This is a genomic window from Yoonia tamlensis (assembly GCF_900115105.1).
Lineage (GTDB): Bacteria > Pseudomonadota > Alphaproteobacteria > Rhodobacterales > Rhodobacteraceae > Yoonia > Yoonia tamlensis.
Genome location: NZ_FOYP01000002.1, coordinates 130,842 through 153,325, shown reverse-complemented (window position 1 = coordinate 153,325; position 22,484 = coordinate 130,842). Strand labels below are relative to the sequence as shown.

The window sequence follows — 22,484 nt, the reverse complement described above, 5'->3', positions numbered from 1 at the left end:
ACCAAAATGACCTATTACCAAGCCTTCATTGATAACACATTTGTTGATGCCTCTGACGGCGCGCGTATGGATGTTTTCGACCCCGCAACAGGGGCCGTCTGGGCCCATGTTCCGGCCTGCACCCCCAATGATGTTGCCCGCGCCATTGCAACATCCGCGCGCGCGCAAAAAGACTGGCAAATGCTGCCGCCGCAGACCCGTGCGGACTATATCTACAAGATCGCCGACGGCATTGAACGCGAACGCGATCTGCTCGAAGAACTGTTGGTGATGGAGCAGGGCAAAAGCCGCGCCGAAGCTGCAGGCGAGGTCACCGACACCATCCGCTATATGACCTATGCAGCCGAATCCGCGCGCCGTATCCAAGGTGAAATCCTGCCGTCTGACCGGCCCAACGAACAGCTTTATATCTACCGTGTGCCTTACGGCGTTACCTTGGGCCTTTGTGCTTATAACTATCCGCTGGCGTTGATCGGCCGCAAGGCAGGGCCGGCGCTGGTGGCGGGCAACACAATGATCATCAAACCCCACGAGGCCACACCTGTCACGGCTTCGGTGTTTTGCAAAATCTGCAAGGACGCGGGCCTGCCTGCGGGGGTGATCAATATGGTCACTGGCACCGGCAAGGATGTCGGCGCGCCGCTGGTCGAAAGCCCCACGGTGCGCATGATCACCCTGACCGGATCAATCCGTGCAGGGCAGATGATCATGGAAGCGGCCGCCAAGAACCTGACCGCACTGTCATTGGAATTGGGCGGCTCTGCCCCGTTTATTGTTCTCAAAGACGCTGATATCGACGCCGCTGCCGAAGCCGCGGTTGTTGCGCGTTTCGCCAATGCGGGGCAGGTGTGTATCTGCAACGAAGCCGTGTTGGTCGAAGAATCCGTTGCCGATGCATTTACCGCCAAACTGCTGGAAAAGGTAAAATCCGTCAAAGTTGGTGACCCCAAGACCAACGGCGGTATGGGCCCGATCACAACCCCCGACGCCTTGGCGCGGGTCGAAAAGATCGTTGCGGATTCCGTCGCGGGTGGCGCAAAAATCGCGGCGGGCGGCAAACGTCCCGACGGGGCGGCCTTTGCCACGGGCAACTGGTACGAACCCACCGTTCTTGTGGATGCAACCGCTGAAACCGCCGCCGTTGTCGAAGAAATCTTTGGCCCCGTCCTGCCGATCGTGCGGGTCAAAGACTATGAAGACGCCCTGCGCATCGCCAATGCGCGCCCTGACGGGCTGTCTGCCTATTTGTGGACGCAAAACCCGTCAATCTACATGGATGCGATCAAACGTCTGGAAACCGGCACGATCTTTTTGAACTCTGGCATCACGGGGCTGGTGAACGGCTATCACAACGGCCACAAGCTAAGCGGTCTGGGCGGCGAAGACGGGATTCACGGGTTCGAAGGCTATATGCAAAAACGTACTGTCTATATGTCCTATTAGGCCCCAAGCCTTTGGTTTTATGCATGGCGCTGACCTGCGCCATGCATGCTAGATATCGCCGAACGTCAGCCGCACCTGATCCCAGGCCTGCATAAGGTGCGATTTCAGCGCCGCTTCGGCCGCATCGGGATCGCGCATCAGAATTGCATCCATAATGGCCGCATGCGCCGCGAAATTCGCCTTGTTGCGTTCGGGCAGGCGCGGCATCTGCCCCCATTGTGGCGCCAGCCATGTCACATAGGCGCGGTGGACCGCAGGCCAGACCGGATTGCCCGAAATGTTATAGAAAATGCGGTGGAATTGCATATCTGTTTGATAGAATAAATCGCTGTCATGGATGGCGGCCTTATTCGCCAACAGGGCCGTTTCCAGCGCGGCGATGTCATGTTTATTTGCTTTTTCCGCAGCGCTGCGCACCAGTGACGCCTCGACCAGAATGCGGGTGTCAAAAAGATTCCACACCCCGCCCGGCTGAAGCAGCAAATTGCCAACAATAGATCCGGTCGCATCCATCGCCGCATCAAATCCGGGCTTGCGCGCGACAGGGCGGTGACGCGGCTTGGCTTCGACCAGTCCCTGGCTCGACAGCGCGCTGATCGCCTCGCGGGCGACGGTGCGGCTGATGCCGAATTCAACCATAAGATCACGTTCGGCGGGCAGCGGCGCACCATGCGCAATAACACCGTCGCGAATCTTTTGCGCCAATACCCGCACAACGCGATCGGCCGCTCTTCCGGTAATTTTTTCTTCCATATCTGCGATCCTTGGCTATTTTTGTCCGACTAAAAATGAATTGTGCATAAGCAACTTGACAAAACCTGCACAAAAAGCAAGTTTGATACCAACTTTGGTCCGACCAAATGGAAATTGATGAAGGTGCTACCCATGACGAAACCAAACCCTATTCAAGATGTCATTGTACGGTCCTTTGATGTTCCTTTGGCCGAAGTTCTTTCCGATGCCAAACATGGTGATCATACCCATTTTGAACTGGTGACTGCCACCATTGTTCTTGCCGACGGGTCCAAGGGCACTGGCTATACCTATACCGGAGGCAAGGGCGGGCGCGCAATTGCGGCAATGATCACGCATGACCTTGCGCCGTTTCTGATCGGGCGCGAGGCGCAGGACATAGGGGCGCTTTATGACGCGATGCAATGGCATCTGCATTATGTGGCGCGCGGCGGTATCGCGTCGTTTGCGATTTCGGCAGTTGATATCGCGCTGTGGGATTTGCGCGGCAAGCAAACCGGCAAATCGCTTTGGCAAATGGCGGGTGGTGCTGCTGACCGCTGCCGCGCCTATGCGGGCGGGATCGACCTAAATTTTCCACTGCCCAAGCTGCTCGACAGTATCAGCGGATACCTTGCAAAAGGTTTTAACGGCGTGAAAATCAAGATCGGCCAGCCAACGCTTGCCGAAGATGTCGCACGGGTCAAAGCGGTGCGCGAACTGATCGGGCCTGACGTCACATTCATGGTCGATGCAAACTATTCCATGACCGTCGATCAGGCGATTGCCGCCGCGCAGGCGTTCAAACCCTATAATATCACATGGTTCGAAGAACCGATTATCCCCGATAATTACCACGGCTATGCGCAGATCGCCGATGCCACGGGCATGCCGCTGGCAATGGGTGAAAATCTGCATACGATCCACGAATTCGAATATGCGATGGCCGATGCCAAGCTCAGCTATATCCAGCCGGATGCGTCCAATTGCGGCGGCATCACCGGATGGCTGCAGGCGGCGGCACTGGCGCAGGCGCACAACGTGTCTGTGTGCAGCCACGGCATGCAAGAATTACACGTTAGCCTTGTCTCTGCACAGAAAAACCCCGGTTGGATCGAAGTCCATTCCTTTCCGATCGATGCCTATACACAGCGCCCTCTTGTTGTTGAAAACCACCTTGCCGTTGCTTCGAACGAACCTGGCATCGGTGTGACCTTCGACTGGGACAAACTCACCCAAGCGCATAAGGAAATGCACGATGAGCACTCTTGAAATCAACGCGGCCTACTATCGCGGCAACAAGACATTCACGGTTGAAAAAACGGCCGTTACCCCGCCCAAAAAAGGCGAAGTCGCGGTCCGGATCGCGTTTTGCGGCATTTGCGGCACCGATATGCACGTTTTTCACGGGAATATGGATGCCCGCGTTGGCCTGAACCGTATTGTTGGGCATGAAATGTCCGGTGTCGTCGAAAGCATTGGCGAAGGCGTGACAGGGATTACCGCTGGCGAACATGTCGTTGTGCGCCCATTGGATCACTGCGGGGAATGTCCGGCATGTACTGCGGGCCACGAACATATCTGCCATAAACTGAAATTCCTCGGGCTTGATACCGATGGGGCCATGCAGGAAATCTGGAATGTGCCTGCGCATACGCTGCACGTTTTGCCCGCGCAATTGCGGCTTGATCACGCGGCCCTGATCGAACCGGTTGCGGTTGCCTGTCACGATGTGCGCCGCGCCGCGCTGAAGGCGGGCGAAGATGTTGTCGTTATTGGCGGCGGACCAATTGGCATTCTGGTGGCCATGGTCGCGCGTGATACGGGCGGCAATGTCGTGATATCCGAAGTCAACCCGCACCGTCTGGCCATCGCGCAAAAGCTGGGCTTTGCGACAGTAAACCCCAAAGACGTCGATCTGGTCGGCGCGATCACAACGCGCACCGGCGGCAAGGGCGCTGATGTCGTGTTCGAAGTGTCAGGCACCCAACCCGGCGTTGATGCGATGACAGCCGTTGCTGCAACACGCGCGCGGATTGTGATGGTCGCGATCCACGCCACCAAACCGCAGATTGATTTGTTTCAGTTCTTCTGGCGTGAACTCGAACTGCTTGGGGCCCGCGTATACGAACCCCAAGATTATGAAAAGGCGATTGAAATCATCGCCAGCGGCGGTGTGGATGCGGACACAGTGATCACAGACGTCAGCCCGTTGAGCGAAATTCAAGCCTCATTCGAAGGGCTCGACAGTAGCCCGACCGCGATGAAAAGCCTCATCAAAGTAGGAGCATGAGCATGTTGTCACAATTTGATCTTACCGGAAAAACCGCGCTTGTGACTGGATGTAAACGCGGCATCGGGCGCGGCATGGCCGAAGCACTGGCCGCGGCTGGTGCCGATATCGTCGGCGTATCCGCCACCCTTGAAGCCCAAGGGAGCGATGTGGAAAAGGCCGTGCAGGGGCTTGGCCGCAGCTTTCGCGCCTATACCTGTGATTTTTCCGACCGTGCGGCGGTCACCGCATTTGCCAAGCAGCTAGAGGCGGACGGCGTTGCGCCCGATATTCTGGTCAACAACGCGGGCACGATCAAACGCAAGCCCGCCGCCGAACACCCCGATGAATGGTGGGATGAGGTGATCGAGGTCAATCTTTCCGCGCAATTTGTCCTGAGCCGAGAAATCGGGAGGGGCATGATCGCACGCGCAAAAGACGGGCGCGGGCGCGGCAAGATCATCTTTACCGCGTCGCTGCTGACCTATCAGGGCGGCATTACGGTGCCGGGTTATGCCGCATCCAAAGGCGGCATCGGCCAGCTGACCAAAGCATTGGCCAACGAATGGGCGGGGCAGGGCGTGAATGTGAACGCCATTGCACCCGGCTATATTGCCACCGACAACACCGAAGCCTTGCGCAACGACAAAGACCGCTATGACGCCATTCTTGGCCGCATTCCGCAGGGCCGCTGGGGCACCCCCGAAGATTTTGCCGGCCCGATTGTATTCTTGGCGTCATCCGCGTCCGATTATGTCAGCGGCGAGATCCTGACCGTCGATGGCGGCTGGATGGGTCGCTAACAACGTTAAAAACGGTCAACGCGCATCGGGGTCTATCCCATGTGCGTTGACGCCCAAAATAGAAACTATGTGGAATAACATTTGGCCCTAATAACGCGCCGCATAGCTGCGGTTGCAGGCCGATGGAATCGCCGTTTGAATTAACGGCTTGATATCATGCACTTTAAAAACTGTTTCTTCTGACCTGCAATCGTGTATTCTGCATTTGTCTATTCATAATATGAATGAACAATGCCAACACGACCCCAAGAAACAGCGTTTCGCGCGTTCGCTTGTCAAGAACCGCCAAACCCGACCGGTTTCTTCCGATATGACCAACCGAGGTGCAAATGACCTATCACAAAAAGATGTATATCGCAGGCGAACTGGTCGGCGGTGCGGCTGAAATCACGGTTGAAAACCCCGCCACCGAACAGGTTGTTGGCCATGTGGCCGCCGCCGGTCTGCCCGAAGCACAGCGCGCACTGGATGCTGCGGCGGCGGCCTTTCCTTACTGGTCGCGGGCATCGATCAAGGAACGTCAGGACTGGATGTTCAAACTGCGCGACGCGGTTATCGCAAACGAAACATATTTGCGCGACTGCTTGCATCACGAAATGGGCAAACCCTGGAGCAGCACACAAGAAGATTTTGACAGCCTCAAGAACGCGCTGGCGTTCTATGCCGAAGAAATCGCCCGCGTACATGACACGTCCATCGCCGACCGCGCTGGCACACATACGCACCGTTTGGTCCATGAACCCGCAGGGGTCGCGCTGGCATTTCTGGCGTGGAATTTTCCGCTGCTGAATCTGGCGTTCAAGATCGGGCCGGCAATGGCTGCGGGTTGCCCGATTATCATCCGTCCGTCGGAAATGACCCCGATTTCAGCCTATGCCGTGGGCGAATTGTGCCACCAGATCGGGTTGCCTGCTGGGGTTGTCCAGATTTTATGCACCGACGGGTATGATGTGGCAGATGCGCTTACCGCATCCACGATCCCCGCGATGATCACGCTGATCGGGTCTGCAAAAACCGCCAGACACATCATGGCGACCGGCGCCACAAGCATCAAACGCTATTCGATGGAACTGGGCGGCAATGCCCCCGTGCTGGTGTTTTCTGACGCGGATCTTGATCTAGCTGCGGATATTGTGTGCAACGTCAAATTCAGCAACGCTGGGCAAATCTGCGTATCACCCAACCGCGTTTTTGTGGCCAGCGACGTCTATGATGCCTTTCGGGACAAGGTCGTCGCGCGGGCAAAATCTGCCAAAGTCGGGTTCGATAAGACCGCCGATATCGTGACAGGGCCGTTGATCGACAAACGCGCATGGACCCGCATCAAGGGGCTGATCGACAGCGCGGCGCGCGACGGTGCCAAGGTGCTGGCAGGCGGCGACCGACCAAAAGGCTGCGACACCGGCCATTTTATCGCGCCCACTGTTTTGGGGGATGTGACCCCCGAAATGGATGTCTATACCCATGAAACCTTTGGGCCGATTGTCAGCCTTGTGCGCTTTGACAGTGAAGCCGATCTGGTCGCACGCGCCAATGACGGCGATGATGGCGGGCTGACCGCCTATATTTTCACCGCTGATTTGCACAAGGCCGAAAAATACGCCGCCGCGCTGCGTTATGGCGAAATCCAGATCAACGGGGTGAAATATGACATTGACCTGCCCCACGGCGGGATCGGGCAATCGGGGATCGGGCACGATTGTTCCTATCTGGCCTTGAACGATTACCTTGTCACCAAACGCATTACCCGCGCGCTTTCATAGGAAACACCATGAAAATCACATCCGTCACAAGCCATGTTCTTGCCTACGATCTGCCCGAAGAACTGGGCTATTCCCAGCAATATTACGCGCGGCGCACCGCCCATCTTGTCGAAGTGCAAACCGATGAGGGTATCACAGGCTGGGGCGAATGCTTTGGACCGGGGCCGATTGCGATCGCCAACAAGGGTATCGTCGAAGGGGTGATCGCACCGATGATTATCGGCCACGATCCGATGGACCGCGATGTGCTGTGGCATAAGGTGTACAACCTGATGCGCGACCACGGCCAGAAAGGGATGCCCATGCAATCGCTGTCGGGGGTGGACATCGCCCTATGGGACATCGCGGGCAAGGTCACAGGGCAGCCGATCCATAAACTGATCGGTGGCGCACACCGAAACAAGGTGCAGGCGTATGGCTATGGGATGATGCTGAAACGCGAAAGCGTCGAAGATCATATCGCCCGTTTCACAGACGAGGCCGCAGCGATCATCGGTGCCGGTTTCACAGCCACCAAAATGAAAACCGGTCTTGGGCCAAAGGCAGATGTGAAACTCTGCGAGGCGGTCGCCAAAGGTGTTGGCGAAAACGGGCGGTTCATGGTGGATGCAAACCACTGTTATACCACATCCGATGCCTTCTATGTGGGGCGCGCGCTTGAGGAACTGGGCGCCTATTGGTTCGAAGAACCCGTCGCCCCCGAGGATCTTGACGGCTACCGCGAATTGCGCGCGGGCCTGTCGGTGAATATTTCCGGCGGCGAGGCCGAATTTGGCCGGTGGGGCTGGCGCAATATTCTTGAAAACCGCGGGCTGGACATCGCCCAACCCGAGGTTTGCGCATTGGGCGGGATCAGCGAATATCTGCGGGTGCTTGCACTGTGCCACGCGCATTTCACGCCGGTGATTAACCACGTCTGGGGGTCAGCCATTGCCGTGGCGACAAACCTGCAACTTCTGGCGGCAATGCCACCGATGCCCGGCGGGCTACATCCGTGGGAGCCGATGCTTGAATTTGACACCACCCACAACCTTTTCCGCGACGAATTGCTGGCCAATCCTTTGGACATCCAAGGGCAGGTCGCGCGTAACGGCGGGTTTGTTAGCGTGCCGGACGGGCCTGGCATCGGGGTTGAACCTGATCGGGACTTTATCGCGCGTTATACAGTCGGGGCCTGAATTTCAGGCTGTGGCGGGCAGGTTTCGGACCAGCCGCGCAGCCGAATCCGCAAGATGCACGCGCATCGCCTGCTCGGCCGCATTCGGGTCGCTCGCAATAATTGCCGAGGCAATATCCTGATGCAGCGGCACCGACAGACAGTTGCGGGTTTCATCGGGGTTCGTGACGCGAATGCTAAGCAATAGACCGGTAAAAATCGCAGCCTCTAACGCGTCGAAATACCGGTTTTTGGCGGCGCGCAGGATCGCGATATGAAACTGCGCATCGGCCACGGCATAGGCGCTATTGTCCGCAACCGTTTGTTCCATCTTGCGCAAGGCATCCCCGATTTCCTGCAGGTCTGCCGTTGTGCGCCTTTGCGCTGCAAGAAATGCGGCCTGCGGTTCGATGGCCTGCCGCAATTCGATCAGGTCCTTTAATTGCTGCCCGTCGCTTTGGATGGATTGTTGCCATTCCAGCACCGCGCGGTCCAAAAGCTGCCAGTCTTGCGGGTTCAGAACGCGGGTGCCGATGCGCGGGCGCACTTCTAGCATACCCTTTGAAACCAGCATCCGCACCGCTTCGCGGATCACGGTGCGGCTCACGCCGAATTCGCTGCATAGCTGCGATTCCTCGGGCAGTGTATCCCCCGGCCTGTAATGCCCGCCTAAGATCCGCGTCCCGATTTGTTCTGCCACTTGTTCAGACAGATTGCGGCGCAAAATACGCTTTTGGCCGGGTTGCGCGGTCTGTGGCATCTGGCGTTCCGCCCTTGCTAATTTTCCCTGTAAACTGACAGACTAGCCAATGCGGGTCAAACACCCAAACGGCCCATTACCAGTTCGTCACGGACCCGTCCGCGCGCGACAAATGCGGGCATTCGATATGTCCGGGCTGCGATGCGCGCAAGGCCGTTTCATCAACCACAACACCCAGACCCGGCGTGTCCGGCACCGTATAAACAGGCCCGTCCAGCCCGATCTGTTCGGGGAACAACGCAGGGTCATGGAACCCCAGCGATTCAACCGGCGACTGGCGGGTTTCCAGCCATGATAGGTTTGGAATGGCAGCACACATATGCACGCTGGCGGCGGTACAAACCGGACCAAGCGGGTTATGCGGCATCACATCGATATAGCGCGTCTCGCACCATCCGGCGATTTTCATCGCCTCGGTAAAGCCGCCGATATTGCAAATATCCAACCGCATAAACTGGGTCAGGTCACGATCCACAAAGGGCGCCGCCTGCCATTTCGATGAAAACTCCTCGCCCACGGCAAAGGGAATATCGGTCAGCCCACGCAATGCGGCATAGGCTTCGGGGCTTTCGCTGCGGATCGGTTCTTCGAGAAAATCAAGCACGCCACGGGGCAATTTTGCACAGAAATTGGCAATTTCGACGGGCGAATAGCGGTGGTGCAAGTCAATCCCGATGCACAGGCCGACGCCAAATTCATCTCGCATGGCGGTCAGGATTTCGACGGTTTTCGCCAGCGACGCGCGCGGATCAAACACCGTGCTGCCATCAAAGCCGGCCGGATAGATCCGCACGCATTCCCAACCCGCATCGACAAGCGTTTTGGTGGTTGCCAGCGAACCGGCAACATCCTTGGCCATAAAGCTGGCAAAGGTCGGGATCACGTCGCGCTGTTTGCCGCCAAGCAGCTGATGTACAGGCACCTGCAACCGTTTGCCCAACAGGTCATAAAGCGCAATATCAATCGCCGATTGCGCCGCCGTCAGCACGCGGCCACCTTCGAAATACTGGCTGCGGTAGGCTTCTTGCCAGATGCGGCCGATAGAACGCGAATCCTGCCCGATCAGAAAACTTGCAAAGGCGTTGATGGTTTCGGCAACGGCGGCTTCGCGCGATGACAGCCCCGATTCACCCCATCCGACCAGCCCGTCCTGGGTTTCGATCCGCACAAGCAACTGGTTGCGCTGGCCTACGCGCGCGCAGATAGGCTCGATCGCGACGATCTGGCTGGCGCATGTTTGGGCCACAGCTGCGGGTGCTGCACGGTTTGCGATGTTGGCTGAATTTGACATTTACGCGTGCCTTTCGATGATCATTCTTATCCTAGCATAACAGGCAATTTCAAGATCGTACATTATTTTTTGATTATTGTGGATAATATGATTATACATGCCAGCAACAGCGGTTTTCTCAACGCAGCAGGGACATGTTATGCCATTGAAAAAGAATATTATATTGTTCCTGACAGACCAGTGGCGGTGGGACACGCTGAACGCCCCGCAGCACCCTGCCAAACTGCCGAATCTGCAAAAATTCCGGCAAACCGCCACAAATTACACGCATGCGTTTACCACGGTTCCGCTGTGCACCCCTGCCCGCGGCAGCCTTTTTACCGGCAAGCTCCCGCATCAGAACGGGGCGATGGACAATGTGCAAGGCCGGTCATTTTACCCGTTTGGCAAATTGCATCCGGCGCAGAACACCTATCTCGAACGGCTTGATGCGGCCGGCTATGACATTTCGTTTATCGGCAAATGGCATCTGGGTGACAATACACTGACCGATCGCGGGATTCGCGATGTGGCCCTATCGGATGGCGGGGATCTTCCGTTGATGGCCACCGCCGATGTGACCTTTGGGGCGGACCGCAAATCGCCTTACTACGGGACCGTAACAGCGGGCATGCCACTGGACGAAGCTCGTGTCGACGCCGCAATCGCGCGGCTTGACCAACACCGCAAATCCGATCCGCCGCTATGTCTGGTGGTTAGCCTGCACGGCCCCCATTTTCCGCACCATGTGCCTGAAAAATATGTGCAGCTTTATGATGATCTGCCCGCGGATTTTATCCCCGATAACTGGTGCGCACAGTTTTCCGAAACCGGCAAACCTGCCGCCCAGGATGCCCCCTATTGGCCCTGTCAGGACACGTCCGGCATGACCATGAAAGACTGGCGGCGCACGGCCCAGCATTACTGGGGCTTTTGTTCCTATATCGATGATATGTTCGGGCGGCTGTGCGGCGCAGTGACCGCAAACGGGATGGATGACAGCACCGTTATTGCGTTCACGTCGGATCACGGTGAAATGCTTGGCGCCCATGGCTGGTTTGACAAAGGCCCGTTCTTTTACGAAGAGGTCATGCGCATCCCCCTGATCATCCGCACGCCCGGTCAACCTGAAGCCACTGAAAACAAAGCGTTTTACAGCCTGCGCGATCTGATCCCCAGCCTTGTTGATATGGCAGGGGCTGCGGATATTCTTGATGCGTCCGAAACGGCGCGCAGCTATTTGCGCGGCCAGCCCGACCATGTCCACTATGTCTATGATGCCTATCAGGGGCGGCAATTCCGGTTCCGTGGCATCCGTGGCCCGCGCTATAAATATGCATGGAGCCCGCATGACATCGCCGAATTATACGACCTGCAAACCGACGGAGGCGAACGGCACAATCTGGCGGGAACCCCCGCTGTTGCCAAGATCGAAGCGGACCTCAAAAAGCGGCTGTTTGACTGGATGCAGGCCGAAGGTGACTGGCTCGCCGGTCCGGGGCATCACCTGCCTGTCGGCAGCTATATTGACGGGCGCGACCGGTCGGAACAACACAGCCACGGATCCGCGTAAATGTCAGCCCTTCACTGCCTGCGTGGCGAGCGTTTCCTCGATGCGCAATTGGTCAACCAGATGGCGGCCCGCGTCACCAATATGCTGCGTAAGCACCGCAACAGCGCGATCTGTTTCCTGCGCGCTGATCGCTTCGATCAGGTCGCGGTGTTCCAGCAAAATCGCCTTTTGGCGGCCCAAGGCAATCGGCACGCGGGTGCTGATCGAACTGATGATTTCGCGGTGCTGTTTCCAGACACCATAGGCAACACGGTTGTAATGGCGCGCATACATGGTTTCGTGAAACGTGCTGTCCAACACCGTATGGCGTGGCTTGTCCTGAAAATTCAGCATCTCCATCTCGGCTTGCAACCCCCGCAGCTTTGCCACGTCTGCGTCGCTGGCGGTTTCCACAAACCAGCGCAGAAGATAGGGTTCGAGAAGAACACCCACTTCGACCACATCGCGCACAAATTCCATATCAATCGGCCGGACACGGGCGCCCTGATTGGGGGCAAACAAAACAAGCCCCTCGCCGCGCAACTGCTGCAACGCCTCGCGCACGGGGTTGGTTGATGTGTCGTGGATACGCGCAAGTTCGGAAACCTTCAGGCGGGCATTCGCACCAAGCTTGCCGGATAGAATATCGTGGCGGATGCTTTCATAGATCGCGTTTGCCGATGTCTGCGCATCCTCTTTATGCGCCGACAACGCCAGTATTCCTTGCCCACTCATCCGTCACCGCCTCTGCTGCGCGCGCATCATTGATGCCCGTGATTTATTCATATTTCACCAAAATCATACATTATTCATGAAAGGTAAGAAACATGAAAAACCCCATCTGTGTCGATCCGGTCAACGCTTTGTGTGGCGAAGGTCTTTTGTGGGATCAAATGCGTTCCTGTTTGTGGTGGGTCGATATCACCGCAGCGCGGCTGCATTCCTACACACCCGCAACCGGTGAAAAAACCGCAACGCAACTGCCCTATCTGATTTCGGGACTGGCGCTGCATGAAACGGGGGATTTGCTGATCGCCACAATCAACGGGCTGGGCACCGTGGACCCCGCATCAGGCGCAATCACCATCCTGCACGACCCTGAACCGGACCATCCCGGAAACCGTCTGAACGATATGGCAGCCAGCCCCGACGGTGATCTTTGGGTCGGTTCCATGTCCGAGGGCGTCAAGGGGCCAACAGGCGCGCTGTACCGCTATGACAGCACAGGGTGCAGCACGCAGATGACCGGCACAACACTGTCCAACGGGCTTGACTGGAGCCCGGACGGTAAGACGCTTTATTTTATCGATAGCGTGCCGGGGGTCCTGCATAAGTTCACTGACGGGCAATGGTCCGTTCTTGCGCGGTTTGACGCGCAAACCGGATGCCCTGACGGGCTTTGTGTTGATCAGGCAGGCACACTGTGGATCGCGATTTGCGACCGCGGGCAGGTTATCGGCATGACCCCGAAAGGCGACATCATCGAAACAATCACCCTGCCCTGCACGATCGTTACCAACTGTGCCTTTGGCGGGGCGGATCTGCGGACCCTGTTTGTCACAACGGGAAATTACGCCCTAAGCCCCGCCGAGCGCAAAGCAAACCCGCAGGCTGGCAACCTCTATGCCATTCCCATGGAAACGCCGGGCCGGGCACCGTTTTTGGCGCGCTGGCCACAACCCTAACGCAGCCGCAACCCGCTGGCGGTATCAAACAACAGCGCGCAGCCCGCATCAAAATTCACCGCCACCGTGCCACCTTGGCGGGGGCGATTTTTGCCGCGCCATTCGATAATCACCGGCGGCGCATTATCTTGCGAAGTCGAATAGGCATAAGACACCCCACCAAGATTTTCGACCACGTCAATCGCCAGCTGGGCGGTGATTTCACCGCTCGGGTCAAAATGTTCGGGCCGGACACCAACCGTCACCGCGTGGCCAATTTCAAGCGGCGCATCCGTGGCCACAGGCACCGCAACATCGCCAAGACGCGGCAGGGTCACAGTCACACCCGCGTCATGCATGTCCGTGACCTTGCCTGCAAAAAAGTTCATACGCGGGCTGCCGATGAAACCGGCAACAAACAGATTGTCGGGATCCTCATACAGCCCCACGGGCGATCCGACCTGTTCGATACGGCCATCGCGCAGCACCACGATCTTATCGGCCATTGTCATGGCCTCGACCTGATCGTGTGTCACGTAAATCATTGTTGCGCCCAGCTGGTTGTGCAGACGCGCAATTTCAACGCGCATTTCAACCCGCAATTCGGCGTCCAGATTGGACAGGGGCTCGTCGAATAGAAACACTTCGGGCTGGCGCACAATCGCGCGCCCGATTGCGACGCGCTGGCGCTGACCGCCGGACAGGGCCTTGGGCTTGCGGTCCATATAATCGCCCAGCTTCAGGATGCGCGCCGCCTCATCGACCTTGCGGGCAATCTCGGTCTTTTCGGTGCCGCCGATCTTAAGCCCGAAGCTCATGTTCTGGCGCACCGTCATATGCGGATAAAGCGCATAGGTCTGGAACACCATCGCCACGCCGCGCTTGGCTGGCTCAGCATGGGTCACGTCGCGGCCGGCAATGCTGATCTGGCCTTCGCTGGTTTGTTCCAGCCCCGCAATCATGCGCAATAGTGTCGATTTCCCGCAGCCCGACGGGCCGACAAAAACGCAAAACTCACCATCCGCAATATCAAGATCGATCCCGTGGATCACCTCGACCGGACCATAGCGTTTGATCGCGTTACGAATGTTCAGTTCAGCCATCTTTGTTTTCCTTTTTATCCGCAGCACCCAAGCGCACCGACATCGCACGGTCTGCGACGATATCAGCACCGTTTATTGCGGCCGATTGCGCGGACAGCAAAAATACCGCCGCATCGCCGACCTCTTGCACGCTGTTCACCGCGTTATCCGCAGCCCATCCCTGAAAAATCTTTGCGAGATCAGGATCTTGCATTGCCGCGTCGACAATTTCTGTGCGGGTCATACCAGGGCTAAGCGTGTTCACGCGCACACCATGCGGGCCAAGCGACCACGCCATCGCGCGGGTCATCGACACGATTGCACCTTTGGATCCGGCATAGCCTTCAAACCCCGGATCGGTCGCACCGGCGTGATTGGACGCGATATTCACGATCGCGCCACGCTTTTGCGCGGCCATCAACCGGCCTGCGGTCTGGCAACCGACAAGCACGGAGCGCTGGTTCACAGTCCAAAGCGTTTCCATCTGCGCGCGCGTCATTTCAAGAAACGGCACCTGAATGGTCACGCCCGCGTTGTTCACCAACCCGTCAAGCCGGCCAAGCGCGGCATGCGCGGCATCAATCGCCGCCGCAAACGCATCGCAATTCGCAACATCAACCTGCACAAACTGCGCGCCAAGCGCCTCAAGCGCTGCTTGCCCGTCCGCGTTGATATCAAATGCGGTGACATCGGCACCCGCTGCGCGCACCTGCCGGACAATACCAAGCCCGATCCCCGCGCCTGCACCCGTTACGATAACATGCTGTCCCGTCAGGTTCATTTTACCGCCCCCGCAGTGACGCCCGACACAATCCGGCGTTGGAAGATCACGAAAATAATCAGCAATGGCAACGACCCAAGCACCGCGGCAGGGAACAACAGGTCCGGTTCAATGTTATGGTTCCCAACAAACCGGTAGACCGAAATCATCACCGTGAATTTGTCAGGATCCGTCAGCAGCAACAGCGGATAGGTAAAATCATTCCAGACCATCAACATCACAAACAGCGACAGCGTCGCGGTGGCAGGGCCAAGAAGCGGGCGGATCACATGCCAGAACACCTGAAAATCTGTGCAGTTATCTAGCTTGGCCGCTTCCTCGAGGTCCCTTGGAATGGCGCCGATAAATCCGACATAAAAGAACACGGCCAGCGGCAAATTAAGCGCCGTAAAGGCCAGAATGATCCCCACATAATTATCCAGCAGACCCACCTGCCGAAAGATCACATAGATCGGCGTGATGGTCACAAATGCAGGCGTCGCAAGGCCGAGCGCCACCAGCATGATAAACGCCCGCCCCCAGGCGTTGGTGCTCCGCGCGAGCGGATAGGCCGCCAATGATCCGACAAAGGCCACAATCACTGTTACCGATAATGTGATCCCGACAGAATTGGCCACCGAACGGAAATAGTTCATCGATTCCAAGGTGTTGATATAGTTCCCCAGAAACAGCCCCGACGGCATGCCAAGCGGATCAGCCGCGATTTCCTCGCCGGTGCGGAACGACATCAAAATCATGTAGATCACGGGGACAAGCATCACGAATACAAGCAAAAGCACAAAGATATTGCCGATCGATGTCCGGATATTATGTTTGGTCATGACATGTTGTCCTCTCGTCCGCGCAAGAATTTGTTTTGTACAAAGGCGACGATGATCACGATCACCAACATCACAATCGACAGCGAAGACGCAAAACCGAATTTATAAGCACCAAACAGGTTTTCGATGATTTCAAGGCTAAGCGTGCGTGTGGCGCCATCAGGGCCGCCCTTGGTCATGATGAACGGCAATTCGAATGTCTTGAGCGTGCCAATGGTCGAAAGCATCACATTGATTGTGACGCTAGGCGCCAGCAGAGGCAGTTCAAGATACCAGAACCGTTGCAGCGAATTTGCGCCTTCAAGCTTGCCTGCTTCTTCGATATCGCCCGGAATATTGGCATAGCCCGCCAGAAAAATCGCCGTTGTATAGCCGGTGAACATCCAGACATGCGCAATCGCAATCGCAAATAGCGCGGTAGACGGGTCCCCCAGCCACGCGCGCGTCAGGCTTTCCAATCCGACAGAGGTTAACAATGCATTCAGCCCACCATTGAACGGCGAATAGATGAACTGCCAAAGGTAGCCGACAATTACAAACGACATCATCGCAGGCGTGAACAGGGCCGCACGGGCAAAATTGCGCACCGCCGGTAGCCGTTGCAGCAAGGTCGCAATGAACAACCCTGCAAGCGTCTGTACGGTCACAACGATGAGGGTAAACAGGATCGTGACCTTGAGCGCTTCGGGGTAGCGACTGCGCGACATGATGCGGTCATAGTTTTTCAGACCTGCATATTCGGGCGTGCCCACGCCGGTAAAATCCGTAAAGCTGTAGTAGAATGTCAGCGCGATCGGATAGACAAAAAAGACGGCCAATACGATCAGCGCCGGCAACATGAACAGTAGTTTCGTGGTGCGGGATGACATCTGAAATACTCCGTTCAAAACCTTGAAACGATCCCCCGCCCGGGGGGAGGCAAACCGGGCGGGGGGTTCACAACATTTAGATGTTGTCTTCGACAGTCTCGTCCCAACGGACCAAAATGTCACTGTTATCTTGATCAAGGTTAAGCAAGAAACCAGTCATCGCGTTCTGCATTTCGCCGTCCAATGCGCCCGGCCACTGTCCGACAGAGAACGGATAGTTGCGGATGCCGCCAGCCGCGCGCGCGGCGTCGTAATCGGCAGCAAGCGCTGGCGTGCCACTACCACCATCTTCAAATGGCGAATATGCAGATTCAGCATCCAGAAGGATTTGCAGGTTCTCGGGCTGCGACCAGAACGCCACAAATGTCTTGGCGGCCTCTTGGTGTTCGGAACCTGTGCTGATCCCCCAGCCAAACCCGAACAGATCAGCCGCAACACCTGCGCCCGATGCAGACGGGATCGGACCAAATGTAAAGTTCAGGTCCGGATTCTGGCTAAAGCTGCCGATGTTCCATGCGCCTTGTGGCAGCATCGCAAAATTGCCCGCCTGGAATTCGCTGAGCGCGGTGCTCCATGGATCGACACCGGCCATCTGCTGCGGGTCAAAGCAATCTGCCGCTGCCAGTTCGCGGAAAGTGTCCAATGCGGCACTAAAGCCGGCATCGTCAACAAAACGCGCGTTGCCATTGCCCAGATCTTCGACCGGCGTTGTCGCGGCTTCAAGCCCGTTTGCAATGGTAAACAGCGCAGAAGGGTATCCGCTTGTCATCAGCATCGGGTTGATGCCTGCCGCGGAAAGCGCGCCACAGGCGGCCTTTAGCGCTTCAATGGTTTTGGGCGCTTCGGTGATCCCGGCCTGCGCCAGAAGATCGCTGTTGGCAAACAGCCCCATCCCGATCACTTCAAGCGGCATGACATAGGCCGCGCCGTCGATTGTGATCGCACTTTGCAGCCCTTCAGGCACACGGCCATACCATTCGGCATCAGTGCCCCAGTCAACCAACAGCCCGGCGTCGCCCCAGACTTTGGTAAGTGGCATATCGACCATCATCACGTCCGGCGGGTTCCCACCCTGAAGACGCGGCGGAATGATCACATCGGTGTCGGACCGGCTGATATAGGTCAGCTCTACTTTGATGTCGGGGTTGGCTGCTTCGAAAAGCGCGATGACCTCGGCCATGCCTGCGGGTTCGGCTTCGTTGCCTTTCCACGCGGTGACGTCAAGAACCGTTTCAGCAGAAGCCGCCGTCGCCGCGGCCAGAGCGATGACTGAAGTTGTGAATAATGAGCGTAACATGGTTTCCTCCCTTGTGTGGTTAGGATCGTACATTATTTTTCATTATTGTACATTAAATTTTTTATCCGAATTAGTTTGTTGATTTTATTCGGTGATTTTTCGTGTTCTGATTCTATTTTTGCCTGTTGGGCCAAACCGGCCTGTCGCCAGCGCCAGTGATATGGATTTGAGGATATAGAAATGGGGAGGTTTCTGGTTCATCTTGCCGATGCGATAATCCGCGTGGTGTGTAAAACCTATTGGCGCTATGCGGTCGGGAAGGCATCGCAAGAAACCTGTATTACCGTTGGTCGTAGGCATTCCCCGCACCACGTCCTGCCGTTGTTATGATCACCATCTTGACGGCACCTTTGGGTCCATGCTGCGTAATCTCGCCGCAGGATCGCCCAGCGTAACCCAAATCGACCGTCCAAACGTGACAACTTGCTGGCCGAGATCGATGAAAATGGTCCTAAAAGCGATCCCGAAAATGGTCCCGCAAACCTCGAAACGCGAGGTTTTCATTACGTTTCTTCACGATATCGGGGGGAATTTGGTGCCCAGGAGAGGACTCGAACCTCCACGTCCATACAGACACCAGCACCTGAAGCTGGCGCGTCTACCATTCCGCCACCTGGGCAGGTGTCGTGATGGGCGATGTAAGGCTGGGCGCGGGCGCTGTCAACGCGATTCGGTGCGAAAAATGCGCCCAAGTGTGATCCGCGTGCAGAATCCTTTCAAATGCGCCTTGTCTGGCCATGGGTAGCTAGGTAAACCGGACCAAACAAGCAACGAGGCCACGCTATGTCTAAGCTAGTCACCATTTTCGGCGGATCCGGTTTTGTGGGGCGCTATATTGCCCGCCGCATGGCCCTTGAAGGGTGGCGCGTGCGTGTCGCTGTGCGCACAGTCAACGAGGCGATGTTTGTGCGCCCCTACGGTGTTGTCGGGCAAGTGGAACCGGTTTTTTGCAATATCCGCGATGATGCCAGCGTTGCCGCCGCGACCGCAGGTGCGGATGCGGTTGTGAACTGCGTTGGTCTGCTTGACGAAGTGGGCAAGAACACGTTTGACGCGGTGCATGCCGAAGGAGCCGAACGCATTGCCCGCATTGCCGCTGAATTGAACGTTGCGCGGATGGTGCATGTCTCGGCCATTGGTGCGGATGAAAACGCGCCAAGCGAATACGGCCGTACCAAAGCGATTGGCGAGGCCGCCGTGAAGCAGCATTTCCCGAGCGCCGTTATTTTGCGCCCATCCATCGTGTTTGGTCCCGAAGATACATTCTTTAACCGTTTTGCGGGCATGTCCCGTTTTGGCCCTGTGCTGCCGATTGTTGGTGCGGATACGCTGTTCCAGCCTGTCTATGTCGATGATATTGCGGCAGCTGCTGCCAAGGCCGTGACGGGCGATGTGGATGCTGGCACTTATGCGCTGGGCGGGCCTGATGTGCATAGCATGCGCGGTTTGATCCAAAAGATGCTGACTGTTGTGCGCCGCCGCCGTTTGGTTGTGAACCTGCCGTTCCCGATTGCGCGACTGATGGCATGGGGTTTTGGTGTCGGACGGACATTGTCATTGGGTCTGGTGAAAGGGCCGATCACCAAAGATCAGGTTGCAAGCCTGACGGTTGATAATGTTGTCACCGGTGAAAACGGGCTGGTTCAGCTCGGTATCCAGCCGACCTCGCTGGATGCGGTTTTGCCGGATTACCTGTGGCGGTTCCGCCCGTCGGGTCAATATGATGCGATCAAGGAATCAGCGAAGAACCTGAAAGCCTAAGTATAGGCGATCCAAAGCAGCAACACGCCCAAGCCCAGTCTGTAAACGACATAGGGCGTGTAGCTGACCGCGCGCAACAGCCGCATCATCAACGTCAGTGCGATCAATGCTGCGATGAATGACATCCCGATGACCAAGGCGATGTCGCGTAGCGCACCAATGTCTTGCGTGCCGACCAGATCAAGGCTCAGCAGGCTTGCCGAGGCGATGATTGTCGGGATCGACATGAGCATTGAAATCCGCGCCGCCTCTGTCCTTGTATAGCCCAGCAACCGCGCGGCGCTGATCGTGATCCCCGATCTTGATGTGCCAGGGATCAGCGCGATGGCCTGCCAGATTCCCATTTTGATCGCGTCTGTTAATGTCCAGTCAGCGCCGGTTTTTTCGGCGGCACCATTTTGGTCGGCCCAATAAAGCACAAGCCCAAAGATGATCATCGTCCAGCCGATCACTGCGATCCCGCGCAGATGATCCGAAAGCCCCGTCAATTTGAGAAAAAGCCCGAAGATGACCACCGGAATCGTTGCAACGATCAGCCCCAGCGCCAGCCGCGCACCTGGCGTATCGGCCTTGCCCGTGATCAACCGGCCAAGCCCGCGCGTGGCAAGCCAGACATCAGCCCGAAAATAGAGGATCACCGCCAATAGCGTGCCGACATGGGCTGCGACGTCGATCATTTGGCCTTGGTCATCCATCCCAGTCAGCGAGGGCAGCAGAATAAGATGCCCCGAAGATGACACCGGCAGAAACTCGGTCACACCTTGGATTAGCGCGACCAGAAGGAGGTTAAATGTTGTCATCGAGATCAGCCTGCGATTCGCTTTTGCACAACCTAACCTGATGCAAAATGGGGGGAAGCAGTTAATTAAGTCCGAATCGGACATAATTTCCTAGAAATCAGACCTGAATTTGCGAAAATTCCGAAAACTTTTTGAATATAGGTCAGCATTACTGCCTTTTCATTTCTGGCGCGCTATCTTACAAGGTGGTTCGCTCTGTAATACGGGAGGACGGCGTATGGCTGGCCAGAAGATGCTGAAATTTGTTGCTGTAGACCGCGAGATGCCTCAAAAGCGTCCGCCAAATCTGCGCAAGCAGGATTTTGGTGAAATCTATGCGGAGTTTGCTGCGGCCAAAGCCGAAGAGCAAGCCAGTCGCTGTTCGCAATGTGGTGTGCCCTATTGTCAGTCACATTGTCCGCTGCACAACAATATTCCTGATTGGCTGCGTCTGACCGCCGAAGGGCGTCTGCAAGAGGCCTATGAAATCAGTCAGGCCACAAATACTTTCCCCGAAATCTGCGGCCGCATCTGCCCCCAAGACCGCCTGTGCGAAGGCAATTGCGTGATCGAGCAATCCGGCCACGAGACAGTCACCATTGGTGCCGTTGAGAAATACATTACTGATACGGCATTTGCCGAAGGCTGGGTCAAGCCGATCGCGCCAAGCATGGAACGCACTGAAAGCGTTGGCATCATTGGCGCAGGCCCCGGCGGTCTGGCTGCGGCGGATATGCTGCGCCGTCAGGGCGTGCAGGTCACTGTTTATGACCGCTATGATCGCGGTGGCGGTTTGATGACCTACGGCATCCCTGGCTTTAAGCTGGAAAAAGACGTGGTCATGCAACGCATGGCGCAGCTTGAAGACGGCGGCGTTGAATTTGTCCTGAATTGCAATGTTGGCGAAGATCTGTCGTTCGACGCGATCCGCGGCAAACATGATGCGGTCCTGATTGCGACAGGTGTCTACAAGACCCGCGATCTGCCCGATTCAGACGCCGAAGGCATCGTGAATGCGATTGATTTCCTGACTGTCAGCAACCGCATCGGGTTTGGTGACACAGTGCCCGAATTCGAAAGCGGCGAATTGAACGCTGCTGGCAAGCGTGTCGTCGTGATCGGCGGCGGTGATACCGCGATGGACTGTGTGCGCACATCCATCCGCCAAGGCGCAACCAGCGTGAAATGCCTGTATCGCCGTGACCGTGCCAACATGCCTGGTTCGCAACGCGAAGTGCAAAACGCCGAAGAAGAAGGCGTTGAATTTGTCTGGCTTGCGGCCCCTGACGGGTTTGAAGGTGAACCTGTTACCGGCGTTAAGGTGCAGAAAATGCGGCTTGGCGCGCCCGATGTGTCGGGTCGTCAGGCCCCAGTTGTGATCGAAGGCGCGGATTATGTCGAACCTGCGGAACTTGTGATCAAGGCGCTTGGCTTTTCGCCCGAAGACATCCCCAAGCTTTGGGGTGTTGACGGGCTGGAAGTGACCCGCTGGGGCACGATCAAAGCGGAATTCGAAACCGGCGCGACCAGCCTTGATGGCGTGTTTGCTGCGGGTGATATCGTGCGCGGTGCCTCGCTTGTCGTTTGGGCGATCCGCGACGGGCGCGACAGTGCCGCTGCAATTCTGAACTACCTCAGTGAATCTGCCGCCGTCGCTGCCGAATAACCGCCGCCAACTC

20 protein-coding genes and 1 tRNA gene are annotated in these 22,484 nt (G+C 56.9%); 10 read left to right on the top strand and 11 right to left on the bottom strand.

Going from position 1 to position 22,484, the window contains the following annotated elements; translation table 11 throughout:
* The first annotated feature begins 6 nt into the window (after positions 1-6).
* Positions 7-1,443, top strand: coding sequence for an aldehyde dehydrogenase family protein (locus BM320_RS12675; protein WP_090200874.1), 1,437 nt, complete (start codon positions 7-9; stop codon positions 1,441-1,443).
* A 48-nt stretch (positions 1,444-1,491) separates the two neighbouring features.
* Here the strand turns inward: BM320_RS12675 and BM320_RS12670 are convergent, their stop codons facing one another.
* The gene (locus BM320_RS12670; protein WP_090200872.1) at positions 1,492-2,196 is read right to left on the bottom strand and encodes an FCD domain-containing protein; all 705 of its coding nucleotides are present in this window, start codon (positions 2,194-2,196) and stop codon (positions 1,492-1,494) included.
* Between the two features lie 132 nt (positions 2,197-2,328).
* Here BM320_RS12670 and BM320_RS12665 point away from each other — a divergent pair, with 132 nt between their 5' ends.
* The 5 genes from BM320_RS12665 (at position 2,329) to BM320_RS12645 (ending at position 8,191) form a co-directional block, all read left to right on the top strand.
* Positions 2,329-3,447: a mandelate racemase/muconate lactonizing enzyme family protein gene (locus BM320_RS12665; RefSeq protein WP_090201547.1), complete on the top strand. Its 1,119-nt coding sequence runs from the start codon at positions 2,329-2,331 to the stop codon at positions 3,445-3,447.
* Positions 3,434-4,468 (top strand): zinc-dependent alcohol dehydrogenase, encoded by a 1,035-nt coding sequence (locus BM320_RS12660; RefSeq protein WP_090200870.1) that lies wholly within the window; start codon positions 3,434-3,436, stop codon positions 4,466-4,468. The genes BM320_RS12665 and BM320_RS12660 overlap by 14 nt, the downstream gene beginning before the upstream one ends.
* Positions 4,465-5,250 (top strand): SDR family oxidoreductase, encoded by a 786-nt coding sequence (locus BM320_RS12655; RefSeq protein ID WP_090200869.1) that lies wholly within the window; start codon positions 4,465-4,467, stop codon positions 5,248-5,250. The genes BM320_RS12660 and BM320_RS12655 overlap by 4 nt, the downstream gene beginning before the upstream one ends.
* A 329-nt stretch (positions 5,251-5,579) precedes the next feature.
* Entirely contained in the window at positions 5,580-7,013 is a 1,434-nt protein-coding gene (locus tag BM320_RS12650; RefSeq protein WP_090200867.1) for an aldehyde dehydrogenase family protein, read from the top strand.
* Between the two features lie 8 nt (positions 7,014-7,021).
* Complete coding sequence (locus BM320_RS12645; protein ID WP_090200866.1) at positions 7,022-8,191, top strand: mandelate racemase/muconate lactonizing enzyme family protein; 1,170 nt, start codon at positions 7,022-7,024, stop codon at positions 8,189-8,191.
* 3 nt (positions 8,192-8,194) lie between these two features.
* Here BM320_RS12645 and BM320_RS12640 read toward each other — a convergent pair whose 3' ends face one another.
* The gene (locus BM320_RS12640) at positions 8,195-8,929 is read right to left on the bottom strand and encodes a FadR/GntR family transcriptional regulator (RefSeq protein ID WP_090200864.1); all 735 of its coding nucleotides are present in this window, start codon (positions 8,927-8,929) and stop codon (positions 8,195-8,197) included.
* Positions 8,930-9,005: 76 nt separating this feature from the next.
* On the bottom strand, positions 9,006-10,220 hold the full coding sequence (locus tag BM320_RS12635) for a mandelate racemase/muconate lactonizing enzyme family protein (RefSeq protein WP_090200862.1): 1,215 nt from the start codon (positions 10,218-10,220) through the stop codon (positions 9,006-9,008).
* A 139-nt stretch (positions 10,221-10,359) separates the two neighbouring features.
* Between BM320_RS12635 and BM320_RS12630 the strand changes: the two genes are divergently transcribed.
* Entirely contained in the window at positions 10,360-11,772 is a 1,413-nt protein-coding gene (locus BM320_RS12630; RefSeq protein WP_165615053.1) for a sulfatase-like hydrolase/transferase, read from the top strand.
* A 3-nt stretch (positions 11,773-11,775) separates the two neighbouring features.
* On the opposite strand, the gene BM320_RS12625 is transcribed toward BM320_RS12630, so the two are convergent.
* Entirely contained in the window at positions 11,776-12,486 is a 711-nt protein-coding gene (locus tag BM320_RS12625; protein ID WP_090200858.1) for a GntR family transcriptional regulator, read from the bottom strand.
* Between the two features lie 92 nt (positions 12,487-12,578).
* Here BM320_RS12625 and BM320_RS12620 point away from each other — a divergent pair, with 92 nt between their 5' ends.
* Entirely contained in the window at positions 12,579-13,436 is an 858-nt protein-coding gene (locus BM320_RS12620; RefSeq protein ID WP_090200856.1) for an SMP-30/gluconolactonase/LRE family protein, read from the top strand.
* Here the strand turns inward: BM320_RS12620 and BM320_RS12615 are convergent.
* The 6 genes from BM320_RS12615 to BM320_RS12590 all read right to left on the bottom strand — a co-directional run bounded on the left by BM320_RS12615 (position 13,433) and on the right by BM320_RS12590 (position 18,884).
* Entirely contained in the window at positions 13,433-14,518 is a 1,086-nt protein-coding gene (locus BM320_RS12615; RefSeq protein ID WP_090200854.1) for an ABC transporter ATP-binding protein, read from the bottom strand. The two genes, BM320_RS12620 and BM320_RS12615, sit on opposite strands and share 4 nt — an antisense overlap.
* The gene (locus tag BM320_RS12610) at positions 14,511-15,278 is read right to left on the bottom strand and encodes an SDR family NAD(P)-dependent oxidoreductase (RefSeq protein WP_090200853.1); all 768 of its coding nucleotides are present in this window, start codon (positions 15,276-15,278) and stop codon (positions 14,511-14,513) included. The genes BM320_RS12615 and BM320_RS12610 overlap by 8 nt, the downstream gene beginning before the upstream one ends.
* Complete coding sequence (locus BM320_RS12605; protein ID WP_090200851.1) at positions 15,275-16,099, bottom strand: carbohydrate ABC transporter permease; 825 nt, start codon at positions 16,097-16,099, stop codon at positions 15,275-15,277. Before BM320_RS12605 ends, BM320_RS12610 begins: the two co-directional genes overlap by 4 nt.
* On the bottom strand, positions 16,096-16,968 hold the full coding sequence (locus BM320_RS12600; protein WP_207496911.1) for a carbohydrate ABC transporter permease: 873 nt from the start codon (positions 16,966-16,968) through the stop codon (positions 16,096-16,098). The genes BM320_RS12605 and BM320_RS12600 overlap by 4 nt, the downstream gene beginning before the upstream one ends.
* 76 nt (positions 16,969-17,044) lie before the next feature.
* Positions 17,045-18,265 carry an ABC transporter substrate-binding protein gene (locus tag BM320_RS12595; protein WP_165615052.1) on the bottom strand — a complete coding sequence of 407 codons (1,221 nt, stop codon included), beginning with the start codon at positions 18,263-18,265 and terminating at the stop codon, positions 17,045-17,047.
* A gap of 533 nt (positions 18,266-18,798) precedes the next feature.
* A tRNA-Leu gene (locus BM320_RS12590) sits at positions 18,799-18,884 on the bottom strand.
* 164 nt (positions 18,885-19,048) lie between these two features.
* Here BM320_RS12590 and BM320_RS12585 point away from each other — a divergent pair.
* On the top strand, positions 19,049-20,026 hold the full coding sequence (locus tag BM320_RS12585; RefSeq protein WP_090200848.1) for a complex I NDUFA9 subunit family protein: 978 nt from the start codon (positions 19,049-19,051) through the stop codon (positions 20,024-20,026).
* Here BM320_RS12585 and BM320_RS12580 read toward each other — a convergent pair.
* A complete protein-coding gene (locus tag BM320_RS12580) occupies positions 20,023-20,826 on the bottom strand; it encodes an undecaprenyl-diphosphate phosphatase (RefSeq protein ID WP_090200847.1) in 804 nt (267 codons plus the stop codon). The genes BM320_RS12585 and BM320_RS12580 overlap by 4 nt on opposite strands.
* Positions 20,827-21,043: 217 nt before the next feature.
* Between BM320_RS12580 and BM320_RS12575 the strand changes: the two genes are divergently transcribed.
* Positions 21,044-22,471: an NAD(P)-dependent oxidoreductase gene (locus BM320_RS12575; protein WP_090200845.1), complete on the top strand. Its 1,428-nt coding sequence runs from the start codon at positions 21,044-21,046 to the stop codon at positions 22,469-22,471.
* Positions 22,472-22,484: the final 13 nt, after the last annotated feature.